This window comes from Clostridioides sp. ZZV14-6009, from assembly GCF_020658095.1.
GTDB lineage: Bacteria > Bacillota > Clostridia > Peptostreptococcales > Peptostreptococcaceae > Clostridioides.
Genome location: NZ_JAGWDG010000006.1, coordinates 79,920 through 93,387 on the forward strand (window position 1 = coordinate 79,920; position 13,468 = coordinate 93,387).

Annotated in this window: 13 protein-coding genes and 1 riboswitch; of the genes, 7 read left to right on the forward strand and 6 right to left on the reverse strand. The window is 26.8% G+C overall.

The genetic code is table 11. The features are described from left to right. Window positions 1-11: 11 nt before the first annotated feature. Window positions 12-908, reverse strand: a complete 897-nt coding sequence (locus KGF36_RS10070; protein ID WP_227828450.1) for an ABC transporter substrate-binding protein — start codon at window positions 906-908, stop codon at window positions 12-14. Window positions 909-971: 63 nt separating this feature from the next. Further along, a complete protein-coding gene (locus KGF36_RS10075) occupies window positions 972-1,721 on the reverse strand; it encodes a nitrogenase iron protein NifH (protein ID WP_227828449.1) in 750 nt (249 codons plus the stop codon). 148 nt (window positions 1,722-1,869) lie between these two features. Here KGF36_RS10075 and KGF36_RS10080 point away from each other — a divergent pair, with 148 nt between their 5' ends. Both KGF36_RS10080 and KGF36_RS10085 read left to right on the forward strand, forming a co-directional pair. Next, entirely contained in the window at window positions 1,870-2,610 is a 741-nt protein-coding gene (locus tag KGF36_RS10080; protein ID WP_227828448.1) for a helix-turn-helix domain-containing protein, read from the forward strand. Between the two features lie 313 nt (window positions 2,611-2,923). Continuing rightward, window positions 2,924-4,543: a Na/Pi cotransporter family protein gene (locus KGF36_RS10085; protein ID WP_227828447.1), complete on the forward strand. Its 1,620-nt coding sequence runs from the start codon at window positions 2,924-2,926 to the stop codon at window positions 4,541-4,543. 149 nt (window positions 4,544-4,692) lie between these two features. On the opposite strand, the gene KGF36_RS10090 is transcribed toward KGF36_RS10085, so the two are convergent. Both KGF36_RS10090 and KGF36_RS10095 read right to left on the reverse strand, forming a co-directional pair. Beyond that, a complete protein-coding gene (locus KGF36_RS10090; protein ID WP_227828446.1) occupies window positions 4,693-7,599 on the reverse strand; it encodes an EAL domain-containing protein in 2,907 nt (968 codons plus the stop codon). A 301-nt stretch (window positions 7,600-7,900) separates the two neighbouring features. Next, a complete protein-coding gene (locus KGF36_RS10095) occupies window positions 7,901-8,182 on the reverse strand; it encodes a hypothetical protein (protein ID WP_003420428.1) in 282 nt (93 codons plus the stop codon). A 312-nt stretch (window positions 8,183-8,494) separates the two neighbouring features. Here KGF36_RS10095 and KGF36_RS10100 point away from each other — a divergent pair, with 312 nt between their 5' ends. The 3 genes from KGF36_RS10100 (at window position 8,495) to KGF36_RS10110 (ending at window position 10,205) form a co-directional block, all read left to right on the forward strand. Continuing rightward, on the forward strand, window positions 8,495-9,304 hold the full coding sequence (locus KGF36_RS10100; RefSeq protein ID WP_227828445.1) for a helix-turn-helix transcriptional regulator: 810 nt from the start codon (window positions 8,495-8,497) through the stop codon (window positions 9,302-9,304). 41 nt (window positions 9,305-9,345) lie between these two features. Next, on the forward strand, window positions 9,346-9,612 hold the full coding sequence (locus tag KGF36_RS10105) for a DUF3795 domain-containing protein (RefSeq protein WP_227483233.1): 267 nt from the start codon (window positions 9,346-9,348) through the stop codon (window positions 9,610-9,612). A gap of 392 nt (window positions 9,613-10,004) precedes the next feature. Continuing rightward, entirely contained in the window at window positions 10,005-10,205 is a 201-nt protein-coding gene (locus KGF36_RS10110) for a cold-shock protein (protein WP_227828444.1), read from the forward strand. 246 nt (window positions 10,206-10,451) lie between these two features. Here the strand turns inward: KGF36_RS10110 and KGF36_RS10115 are convergent, their stop codons facing one another. Together KGF36_RS10115 and KGF36_RS10120 are read right to left on the reverse strand one after the other, a co-directional pair. Then, on the reverse strand, window positions 10,452-11,141 hold the full coding sequence (locus KGF36_RS10115) for a radical SAM protein (RefSeq protein WP_227828443.1): 690 nt from the start codon (window positions 11,139-11,141) through the stop codon (window positions 10,452-10,454). A gap of 19 nt (window positions 11,142-11,160) precedes the next feature. Beyond that, the gene (locus KGF36_RS10120; RefSeq protein WP_227828442.1) at window positions 11,161-11,868 is read right to left on the reverse strand and encodes a B3/4 domain-containing protein; all 708 of its coding nucleotides are present in this window, start codon (window positions 11,866-11,868) and stop codon (window positions 11,161-11,163) included. A 63-nt stretch (window positions 11,869-11,931) separates the two neighbouring features. After that, a riboswitch (guanidine-I (ykkC/yxkD leader) is annotated at window positions 11,932-12,026 on the reverse strand. A gap of 298 nt (window positions 12,027-12,324) precedes the next feature. Between KGF36_RS10120 and KGF36_RS10125 the strand changes: the two genes are divergently transcribed. Together KGF36_RS10125 and KGF36_RS10130 are read left to right on the forward strand one after the other, a co-directional pair. Beyond that, window positions 12,325-13,080: a lysophospholipid acyltransferase family protein gene (locus KGF36_RS10125; protein ID WP_227828441.1), complete on the forward strand. Its 756-nt coding sequence runs from the start codon at window positions 12,325-12,327 to the stop codon at window positions 13,078-13,080. Between the two features lie 71 nt (window positions 13,081-13,151). Further along, on the forward strand, window positions 13,152-13,436 hold the full coding sequence (locus tag KGF36_RS10130; protein WP_227828440.1) for a transcriptional regulator: 285 nt from the start codon (window positions 13,152-13,154) through the stop codon (window positions 13,434-13,436). Window positions 13,437-13,468 lie beyond the last annotated feature (32 nt).

Consider the following 13,468-nt stretch of genomic DNA (forward strand, 5'->3'; position numbering starts at 1 on the left):
TCACCTAAAATTTATTTATCTCCATATAAGATATCTCCCAATTTATTTATTGAATCTTTGACATGTATATTTGCTGATACATTAAATATACTTGAGTCTAAATCTATAACTTTTCCATTTTTTACTGCACTTAATGTATCCCATGCAGGATTTTTATCAAAAGAATCATCAAATGCTTTTTTAGTCTCTTCTATATTCCCATGTGCAAATCTAAGTATGTAATCTGGATTTTCTTTTATAATTTGTTCTAAGCTAAATTGTATATAATCTGAATCCACACTATCTGTTAAGTTATCAGCTATATTTTCAGCACCTACTGTTTTAACCAAGTCACCAAGATATGAGCTCTTTGTAGCTAACATAAAATTATTTCCACCACCAAATAAAATAGCTACCCTTGGTTTTTTATCCTGTTTTTTTGACTTTTCTACTACAGATTCTTCTACTCCTTTTAGCTCTTTTATAAGTTTTTCTGCTTCATCTTGTTTATTTATTTTATTACCCAAATTCTCTATGCTTTTAAGAAACTTTGTGTATGTTCCAGTTTCAAAATAGAATGTATCTAGGTTATATTCTTTCATACTCTTTTCAACATTTTCTTTAAACATACTATCAACTATAAATACATCTGGCTCAAGAGAGGCTACAATTTCTAAATCAGGATTCATAGCTTGTCCTACTTCTGGTAGATTTTTATATTTTTCTGGTAGTTCAGATTTAGTCGTTGGAATGCCTACTAAAGTAGCATCTAATTTATCCAATACTTGTGTTGCTGCTACTGTGGCTGAGACAACTTTTACGTTGTTATCTGACTCCTTATTTGCAGACTCATCATTTGATGGCTTTGAGCATCCTGTTAATATTAATGCGCTAAGTAAAAATACTGAGCATATTTTTTTAAATTTCATAAAAATTTCCTCCATAATAAACTTTATTTTAAAACTGTATTTTCTATTTAAACCTATATCTATCTAGTTACTTTGTATAATCTTATTTGCAAGTTCTATATATACTTGTGACATTTCATTATCTTTATCTTCTTCTATAACGGTTCTTCCATTATTCTCAGACTGTTGCATGATTTTATTTCTTGGTATATAGTGAAAAACTTTACTTTTTATTTCATCAGCCAATTTTTCAACTAATTCTAATTCATTTTCAACATTTTTAGCATTTAATATGAGTCCTTTTAAAGAGGCATATCCTCTATTTTTAAATTGCTCTACAGCTAAAGATATATTACTAGCAGCATACATTGACATCATTTCTCCAGAAGTTACTATATACACTTCATTTGCAAATCCATTTCTTATTGGCATTGAAAATCCTCCACAAACAACGTCTCCAAGTACATCGTAAATTACTACATCTGGATTATATATTTCAAAGGCCTTTAATTCTTCTAATTTTTCAAAAGCCGCTATTATACCTCTTCCAGCGCACCCTACTCCTGGAGTTGGTCCTCCAGCTTCAATACATAATACTCCACCATATCCTTCAAATACTATGTCTTCAAGTTTCAAATCATCTTTCTTCTCTTTCATGACATCGAGAACTGTTGGTATAAATTTTCCTTTCATTAAATTTTTAGTAGAATCTGATTTAGGGTCACATCCTATTTGCATAACCTTATATCCTAAATGAGAAAGTGATGCAGATAAATTGGAAGTTGTTGTTGATTTTCCAATTCCTCCCTTCCCATAAATAGCTATTTTTTTCATTGACTTTTTACCTCTCTTACATCATAATATTATTTAACGAAATTAATTATCATTCGCAACAACTATTTTACGCGATATGTTTTTTAAATTCTTAACTATATTTGTTTTTTTATAAAAATATTTGTATAAATTTAAATGAGGTGATTTTTTGAAATGTTTTAAAGATGATATAGAACTTATCATTAATGATTTTTTTGACTGTTGTAATATCCCAACAAAAGTGATTAATAAGGATTTAAAAGAACTTTGTAGCGTTGGCTACAATGATAAACTAGAAAAGTACTTTTCTAGTTTAAACATATTCAATAATATAAAAAGTACAGATTTTATATCTAATAAAAACTTGTCCTATATAATGTTAAGTTTTTGCGATGACATACAATTTTTAATTATGCCGATATATAAATTTGATATTTCTAGTGGCTATTTTGTTATAGGACCTTTTAAATCATGCATTAATAATGATATTGAGTTTTCTGACATACCATTTAAGCCTCTATCATGTATAGATTATATATCAAATCTTTTATCAGAAATATGTAATGATAAAATGAAACACAAACCAGCTCTTAGTTTTTATGTAAAAAAAACTATTGATTATATTCATAAAAACTACTCAGAAGATATAACAGTAAGTGATATATGTAATAATTTACAACTTAATAAAAGTTATTTTTGTTCCCTATTTAAAAAAGAAAGTGGATATACATTTACTAATTTTCTCAATAAAGTTCGAGTCGAAAAAAGTAAAAAATATTTACTTCGAGAAGATATGTCTATTTTAGATGTTGCTGTATTTGTTGGGTTCAATAGCCAAAATTATTATAGTATGGTTTTTAAAAAGTTTAACAACCTTACACCAATTGAATATAAAAATATTTATAACTAAAAAATATCATTCTGCAAAGAATGATATTTTTTAGTTATAAATATTTTGACGAAAAAAGTTAATTCTTTGTTAAGTTGATTTTATCCAAAATATGCTAAATATCACCTCAAGTATTTAAATTACTATATGATATAAGTTTTCTCAAATTAACAACAACTTAAAGATTTAACATTCTCTTAACCTATACTTAACAAAACGTTAATATTTAAATTGACAAAATTTGTTATTCTATATTATGGAAACGATAAATTTTAGTTAATAAAGTTTATAATTCATATAAAAAATTTATTAATTTCTTAAGGGAGGAAATGTCGTGAATATAGCAATTAGTCTTATCGGTGGTCTTGGACTTTTTCTTTATGGAATGAGTTTAATGGGAGAAGGTTTACAAAAATCGGCAGGAGACAAATTAAAGAAAATCATCGAACTCTTAACAAGTAATGTTGTTATGGGTGTATTGGTAGGTACAGTTGTTACAGGTATCATACAAAGTTCAAGTGCTACTACTGTAATGGTTGTAGGATTTGTAAATGCAGGAATAATGAATCTAAGTCAAGCCATTGGTGTAATAATGGGTGCAAATATAGGTACTACTGTTACTGCCCAACTAGTTTCATTTAATCTTGAAGGAATAGCCCCAATTGCATTAGGTATAGGTATAGTATTTTATTTATTTACATCAAATCAAAAAACAAAACACTTAGCTGAAATACTTATTGGTTTTGGTATATTGTTTACAGGTATGGAATTTATGAAAGATGCAGTAGCTCCACTTGCTGAATATAAGGGATTTACTGATACACTTTTATATTTTAGTAAAAATCCTATACTTGGTATATTGGCAGGATTTGCAATCACTGGTATCATACAAAGTTCAAGCGCTTCTATGGGTATGCTAATCGCTTTAGCTTCTCAAGGAATACTTCCTCTATCAGCTGCTTTACCTATACTTTATGGAGATAATATTGGTACTTGTGTTACTTCACTTTTATCAAGTGTTGGTGCAAATAGAAATGCTAGACGTGCAGCTGTAATGCATTTAAGTTTTAATGTCATTGGTACAATAATATTTATGCTTGTTTTAAATAAACCTATATCAGCTATAGTTACTCATTTTGACCCAACTGACACAGCTAGACAAATAGCAAATGCACATACTTTATTTAATCTTACAAATGTTATAATATTATTGCCATTTTCTAAATACATAGTTAAATTAGCAAACAAACTTATACCTATTAAAGAAACTGAGTCAGAAATTGTAAACAATACTAAGTACTTAGATGAAAGAATGTTTAGTACTCCATCTATAGCACTTGGTAATACTGTACAAGAAGTTGTTAGAATGGGACACAAGGCCACAAACTCTTTAGAACATTCAATTGCAGGTTTTTTAAATAAAGGTAGTGAAGATATTAAGAAAACTTTTGAGTCTGAAAAAGTTGTTAATAAATTGCAGAAAGATATATTAAATTATTTGTTAAAACTTTCTAAAGAACCACTTAGAGATGATGAACGATTTAGAACAGATTTACTCTTCAATACAGTAAATGATATCGAAAGAGTATCTGACCATGCTGAAAATATAGCTGAGTTGGCTATGACTGTTAAAGAAATGAATGTTAACTTCTCTGATAGTGCAATAAAAGAAATCTATGAAATATACAATAAAACTATGACTAACTTTAAGGATGCTTTAGTAGTTTTAGATGTAAAAGATTTTGAATTAGCAAACAAAGTTTTAGAAGTTGAAAATGAAGTAAATTACTTAGAAAAAACTTTTAGAAATGCTCATATGATTAGATTAAATAATGGTAGTTGTACAATTGATGCTGGTGTACTTTACCTTGACTTACTTACTAACTTAGAAAGAATTTCTGACCACTCAACAAACATAGTAACACAAGTTTTAAAACTTAAACAAAAAATATAGTTATTACAATTTATATTTAATTTTAATTAACTATTTAATATAATAAAAAGCTATAAATAATAATTCTATTATTTATAGCTTTTTTAATTTAATTAATATAAATTTGGAATATGTATTTTACTTTTTCTCTTATATAATAAACAAGTACCCTAAACATTTGATTTAATTTTCAGTGCAGGATTTTTTAATAATTGCTCAAAATCATCTTGTGGCATTGGCTTTGCATAAAAATATCCTTGTGCCAAATAACATCCAATTTCTTTTAGTCTTATCACTTGTTCTATACTTTCTACTCCTTCACATATAACTTTCATATTTAATTCTTTTGCCATATTTACCACTCCACGCACAACAGCTTGTTCACGACTACCATGCATTCCTTTTTGTATAAATGTACGGTCCAACTTAATTATATCAACAGAAAATTGTTGTAATAAACCAAGAGATGAATATCCAGAACCAAAATCATCTATAGAAATAGGAAATCCTGATTCTTTTAGTTGATTAAAATGACTCAAAATCTGATTGAGATTTTCAACAAAAATGCTTTCTGTGACTTCTATTTCAAGGTATTTGTGAGGTATTTTATAGTAATCTGCTATTTCTATCAATGTTTCTGAGAAGCTTTCATTATTAAAATGAATTCTGGAAAAATTACAAGATACTGAACTAATATTTAATCCCAAATCTATCCATCTCTTTAACAGTTTGCAGACTTCTTCATAGATATAAAAGTCAATTTCTACCACAAATCCGTTTTTTTCAAAATAAGGAATGAATTTTCCAGGACTTATTATACCTTTATCTGGATAATTCCATCTTACCAGTGCTTCACTTCCTACCAATTTATTTGTATTCATATCTACCTTTGGTTGAAAGTATGGAACAAACTCTCCATGTTCTAAGGCTATTTGCATCCTATCTGTTAGGTTTCTTTGATGTAACCCTTCCTCTCTCATAGTCATATCATAAAGTACAACACAACTTTTGTGAGTTATTTCCGTATTTCTTCTCGCATAATTTGCTAGGTCAAGCATAAGAGATATATCATGTTTTTCAACTTCATTTACTATGTATATGCCAAATACAAGAATAAGTTGGTAAGTTTTTCTCATTTTTTCTACCCAATCATTTAATTGAGTATCAATCTTAAAGAGACGTTCTTCTAAGCAATCCCAGCTATTGTATTTTAGTAACATAACAAATTGGTCTGCAGAAACGCGAGCACAAGATTCTTCAAAAGAGACAGTATTTTGTAAAGCTTTAGCTAATACACAAAGTATTTCATCTCCTTCTGAAAATCCTAAAGTGTCATTAATCATTCGAAATTGTTTTATATCTAAATAAACAATCACATATGAACCACTTTCTGCATTTCTTAAACTCTTAATAGCTTCTTTACAAAATTTATTTAAATTCCAAATTCCTGTAAGACTATCTCGGTATAACAAACTCTCAATACGTTTATTATTTTTTGACTTTAATAAAAGTAGAAAACTCAAAAGTATAATAATAATAGTTGCTATTATAATAACTCCTCCAATAATTGCCATTGGATGCTGATGAATAATATCTTGCCAAGTTATATCATATTGAATTATTGTATTTTTTAAAATTATTCTGTCCATTTGTTCTGTTGACATGTATTGAATACATTTATCTAGTATAGAAAATAACCTTGAATCTGCAGAATCAGAAATGCCAATACTTATTTCTTCTGCATAGTTTGTCAAAGTCGAAACAGAAAATTTTTCATAACGAGGATTGGACAATAGATAATCCGCAATATATGTATTTACATAAACAGCATCCACTTTATCCTTTAATACAGCTTCAAAACATTCTTTTGGAGAATTATAATATTCTATAGTTCTATCTAGTTTCCCATCTTCAGTAATATTTTGTCCAATTAAAGAACCATTTACAGCTGCTACTTTTTTAATTTTATTTTCTTTTTCTCCACTAACTAAAACTACTGGAGCACGTAAATAATACTGAGTTGTTCTTATATTGTTTTTTTGGTTATTAATATAATCGTTTTCCATACCACAAACTATAGATGTGCTAGAATCTTTTGATACTTGAAGTGCTTCATTATAACTTTTTGCAGAAATAAATCTAAATTTTAACCCAGTGTTATTTGTAATTTCCTTAAATAAATCAGCAACCACACCAGAAAACTCGCCTGTTTTGGAATCACCATATTCTAGTGGTGCCTTTGTAGAATCATACACAGCTGAAATTTCACCAGATTGTTGTATATATTCTTGCTCATCTTTTGTAAATACTGGCTTCTGAGCAGTACTTATAGAAAAATATTTATTGTATAATTTTGTTTCATAACTTGAATTCCTAAGTGTCAATGTATTCAAAGCAGAATTCAGTTGAGATAATAAATCCAGCTTCTTATTTGAAACCACAGTATAAAGTGGCTCTGGAGAAAACTGTGCTACACTTTTAAATGTACTAGTCCGACCAAGATGTGTTATAGCAACACCGTCAAGATTTCCATTTTTTAAATTTCTTAACAAATCATCTGTTTCTTTATAAGATATAATTTGAACTTCAAAATCATTTGTTTTACAATATTCTTTAAAGTTTTCAGCATCCTTACTATTACTAATAATACCTACTTTCATATCCTGAAAAGAATCAAAATCCTCATAATCATAACGAGTATCGTCCACTCTTACATTTAAAGTTGTATAGATATTACACATTGGTAGGGTTGGAAAAAGCATTTCTTTTGTGCGTTCTTTTGTATAATAGACACTAGGAAGAACATCTATCTCACCTGATTTTAACATTTCAAAAGCATTTTCCCAACTTTTACAATCTACTATTTCATATTTCCAGTTAGTGTACTTAGTAATTTCTTGTAAGTATTCAAAATTAAATCCTATATACTCTCCATTTTCATTTCGACTCATATAATCGCCATCATCATAATACCCGACTTTAACTGGAGCCCTATCTGAAGCAGAGTTAATTTCTATTGGAAAAGAAAGAAAAATCATACAAACAATCAGAATCAATTGAAAGGATTTTAACTTCAAAATTTTGTCCTCCTCCCTCTTAGTAGATATATTATATCATTTTCAATAGAAAAATAGAATATACTGCCAGTTTTTTAACTTTCAAAATACTTCTAAAATATATATTACAAGTGACAATACAGAAAACTTAACTTATATAAGTATACCACTTTTTATACCTACCACACATAATAAGAATACTTAAAAAAGCTATATAAATTTGCAAAATAACAAATTTATATAGCTTTTAGTATTATAAAATAATTAATTTTTTATATAGTTTTTTATAATTACATCAAATTGAAATTTCTATAAATTAATTTTATTGCACAATTGATACTTTAATAATATCCCCATTTTTTCTTTCTAGATGAACCACTTCTCCAGTCAAATCATAATCAAATGCCTTAACTAATATTTCAGTAACTTTTTTACCATCAACTACATCATCTTTTCCATTAAACAAATCTAAAGCATTGTTTTCAATCATTCTCTTTGCAAAATTTACAGGTAATTTTATATGTATTTTGTCGCCTGTATGTGACAGTACCCTTATTCTTAAAAACTTTTCTAAATTATTTCTTGGTGTTTGTTTTGATGCCATTCTATTAAATCACTCTCCCCTTATTTTTTATTTAATAATAAATTTTATTCTTAAAAATATCTTTATATGTATCTATTATAAAAGTAACACTATTATTTTCTGTGTTTAATTTATACTTAACTCTATCTAATATGCCAATTTCATGAGCGCATATAATTTTTTTAATAATTGTACATTTTTAGACTTTATTTTATAATTATTCTATATGCTTTATACTCTCAATGAAACTTTTTTATCAAAATGTTTTATTATATAAAATATTAAAATTAAACTAATCTATTTATCACTAAATAGTATCAGGGGGACATATTTATGATAGAAAAAATTAAAAACATGTTAAAAAATTGCAATCATGATATATATATTTCACCACACAAATTATTAAGACCATACATAGCCCATTATACAATAACTGTTCAAGATAAAAATTCTATAGAAAACCTGACATTGATACCTGATGCAAGTGGATGTATGGTATTTGAATTTAGTAAAAAAGGTATAAATAGCAAATTTTGGGGTGCTACAACAAAAACTACTATTGTAAAAAACGATATAGAAAATATACTCTTTAGGGTATTTGTTGAATTTCTTCCATGTGGAGTATACTATTTGACAGGTTTTCCTCAAATAGAATCAGCCGATTTAATAATTCCTGTTAAAGATTTTAACACTCAACTTGATTTGGAAACTAATTCTATCTTTGAAAAGTCCAGTACTCTTGAAGAACTCATTGAACAATTTGATAGATTATTTTTATCGTACTTATTTAAATCTAATATAAAAGATTTAACAATACCAATTCTTATAGATGCTAGAAAACAAAACTCTATCATGTCTGTTAAAAATATTGCTCAAATTAGTTGTTATAGTGAACGCCATTTAAATAGGATTTTTAATAATTCTCTTGGTATGAGTGTTAAGACATACCTTAGATTATTACGTATAAACATGGTACTACAAGAAATACAAAGTAATAAGATGTCATTTACAACTTTAGCTCAAAATATAGGTTATTATGACCAATCTCACTTTATAAATGATTTTAAATCTATTTGTGGTGTTAATCCAACAACCTATATAAAAAATTTGTCTGATTTTTACAATGAGAAATATAAATTTTAACATATAATTATATAAAGTTTATATTTGAGGAGTGATTTAAAATGATAGAATCAAGATGTGGAATTTTGTGTTGTGAATGTAAGTATAAGGAAGATGTAAATTGCGCTGGATGTACAAATATTGATAAACCTTTTTGGTCTGAAGAATGTCCTGTAAAATCATGTTGTGAGAATAAAAATCTTACACATTGTGGCCTATGTGACACATTTCCATGTGAAATATTAACTCAATTTGCATACGATAAAGAGCAAGGTGATGATGGAAAAAGAATTTCTCAATGTGAAAAATGGGCTTCTCTAGCTTTATAATAGTATAATATTTATATATTTTATCTTATATATAAATATTATACTATTACTTTAATACATAATTATATATTCTCTAAGATAGATAGCTATTATTCAATATAAAATAATAGCTATCTATCTTTTTCGCAAATAAACATTGATTTTTAAATCTCTTAATTTTAGATTTTAATATTTATGTCAGTTAAATGTCAGTAAAGTATTTTATCTACATTTTCACTAATATATAGCAATACAAAGCTTTTTAATTTTTTTATGGTTAAGGATAAACAAAAAATGTTAACTAAAAATTACAATTAAGTAGACATTTTTATTAATCTGTGATACAATAGTATTTGTGGTAATACACAATTAAATCAAGTATATCTTGATATAGGTTAATAGGAGTATTTTTAATGAATAATGGAATAGTGAAATGGTTTAACAACGAAAAAGGATTTGGTTTTATAACAGTAGACGGTGGAGATGACGTATTTGCTCATTTCTCAGCTATACAAACTTCAGGATTTAAATCATTAGAAGAAGGTCAAAAAGTAAGCTTTGATATAGTTAAAGGTGCTAGAGGTCAGCAAGCAGAAAACATAACTATATTATAATTATATAGATTTTTTCGGAAAGACTCTTTTAAGAGTCTTTTTTTATTGATAATATATATGATAATTATTAATTAAGTAAATAATATTGTTTGGACAAATGAAAAAAGCCCTCTTCTAAATATAAAATAATCTTCATAAATAAAAGTTAATTCAGTAAGGATATATAGTATGTTGTATATAAAAAAATCCAATAGATTAACTCTATTAGATTTTTATTTCATATATAAACATTTTTCATTAATGTTTTCAAAAGTTTAATAATGTTTTTGAAATTTTATCAAACCTTTCATTAGATATACCAAATTTTTGCTTAAATTTTTCATCGTTCATTCTTTCAATAATCACTTTATTTGGAGATAATTCATCAATAATACTTTTTATCTTATTAATAGATTCCTCATTATCATTATATCCCTTGATAATTGTTACTTCTAAAATAAATTTTCCTTTATACTGTTTATTAAATAAAATCATATTTGAAATATATTCTTCTAGAGTATACCCTACAATTGGTCTCTGAATTTTTTGAAAATCTTTTTCCGATATTGTTTTTATCTCTCCAATAATTTCATCACACATATTGGCTACTTTTATATATTCATCTTTACCTAATAAATATCCATTAGAAAGTAATCGTACAGGCACTCTTTTACGTTTTACTAACTCAATTACATCACAAACTTTATCATTCAATAGGGCTTCTCCTTTTGAATTAATGAAAACTAGTTCTGCTTTATACTTTTCTATCATACGTTCTAATTCTCTAAGTGAGTCATCAATCTTGTCAAATGATTGAGGTGTATCTACTTTATTATATGACCTTCCAATAGGACAGAATATACAATCAAAATTACAATACTTTTCAGGAAGTATGTTTACTTCTAATACTCTTTTGCCATCCTCAATATAAATATCTTTATAGCTAAAACTACTCATTACTCTACACTCCCTCAAATTAATTTATTGATACTTCTTTATTGTTAATATCTAAAATGGAAATTTTACATGTTCCACCTAAATTTTCTTGAACTATTTTCACTAAATCATTCAAAGCATTCTCAAATTCTTCAAATCTGCTTTCATCTACTAATTCAATACATAAAAAGGCATTGTTTGTATTTTCAGTAAGCATTGTTCTCACTGCTTCACGCCAATTCCAACACCTACAAATTGCTCCACCATTATCTTTATAAACTATTTCTCCTTCATATGGAGATGAGTTTTCCCCTGCTCCTAATGGTATAAATTCTTCATTTCCAACTGCTCTAGTCAACCTAATATCTCCTATAAATTTGTCTATGTCTTCTCCACCACAAGGCAATGCATATTTTAGTGAAATAGAATTGTAAATATCCACTAAGGGGTTAATAGTTGCTATATGATTTCCATTATGAACTCTTTTTAACAATGCCTCAATAGATGACCTTGCTCCTTTTTTCGTTTTAAATTTTTTGAATGCTTCTCTCCATACTTTAATTACTTGGTTATTGCTAAATTCTACATCCTTCAAGTGTTTTAATGCATATTCTTCTCCCTGCAAAATCATTTCCTTATATTCTTCTTTATCCATTATAGAATTGTCTATGTCCTGACAAATAACAACTCCAATCTTTGAACTAGGAAATAGGTTCCAAAACTCATTCTCAACAACAAATTTTTTCATTAGAATACCTCCTCAACTTTAAAATATATAAAAATAAAAAAGCCTACAGAAATATTATTAAATATCTCCCAGGCTTTTATCCTTCCGTGTACACAATAACCGTGCGTTTTCTCTTGGACCTGCCCATTATAAAATGCGGAACCCTAGAAAACTAAACTATATATTTTTGTAATTTATAAAATACAAATAAATTTTAGCATAATATAAGATTTAAAACAATACTATATTGGATTCTTCTATTTATATTATACAAAATAATATTTAAAGGTTATTTAGCTAATCTAATAGAATACTACATTATTAATATAGTTTTATTAATAAAATTATAAGTATAAAAATTTCAAAATAGGTCTATTTTAAATGTAAGTTATAAATCCCAATTAAAATAGACTTAAATTTCATTTTATGTTAAAATCTTTACAGTAATAAACAATTTTATTTTAAGGAGATAATTTTATGAATAATTACTTAAAATTTGCTACATATCAACTCATAGGCTTTACATCTTCTATACCTAAACTTATAAAAATCAAAAAAAATCCAGATAAATTTAGCTTAAAAGAAAAATTTGAATTTATGCAAAAACAAGCTAAAAAATCTTTAGATATAGTAAATATAGACCTTAATATACTTGGCAAAGAAACATTACCAAAAGAACCAATCTTATTTGTTGTAAATCACTCAAGTATGCTTGATAGTTTTATCCTAGCAGCAAGTGTAGAGAGACCAATTGGATGTGTAATTGCAGATGAGCCAGTTTGGAGAAATATACCTATATTTAAAGAATGGGCAAAGTTGTTAAGATGTGTATATGTAAACAGAAAAAATAATCGAGAAGGGATTAAAAGTATTGCTGAAGCCTCACAAAATATACTTACAGGCCAGAGTATGGCAGTGTTTCCAGAAGGGGATTTAACATGGATTAAAGAACCAAATTCACTAGTATCAGATTTTAGAAGTGGAGCCTTAAAAATAGCATATAAAGCAAAGTGTCCTATTGTTCCATTAGTCATAAAAAATTCAAAAGATACTTATGAAGGATATCAACCTATTGGTAAAATTAATTCTGTTCCTGTTGAAGTTGAATTCCTAGAACCAATTTATGACCATATTGAAAATCCTAGACTAAAATCTTCTGTATTAGGCGAAAATATAAAAAAAAATATGATAAGCAAAATAGAAAGTTTTAGAAAAACAAATAAAAACTTTTAAAGAATTTTAATGTTAAAATTTATTGACTATAAAAAATTTTAATGTTAAAATTTTTTTAAGAGGTGATTAAGGTGGCAAAAAATACAAAACAAACAACGGTTCACATTGATGAAACATTACTTAAAGAAGTTAAAAGAATAGGAATTAATGAAAATAAAAGTATATCTCAAATAATAAATGAATCAATAATAGATTATGTATTAGTTTACAGAGAAAACGAAGACAAAGAAAAAAATGAACACGATAAAAATTTAAATGATACAATAAATGCTTTTAAAAGAGAAGAAGAAAAAAGAATCGAGGAAAAAAGTGCTGCTAGAGCTATAGCAGAAGCAAAAAAACGAGTTCTCTACTAATAAAGATAAAAAATCGGTACAAACTATGCACC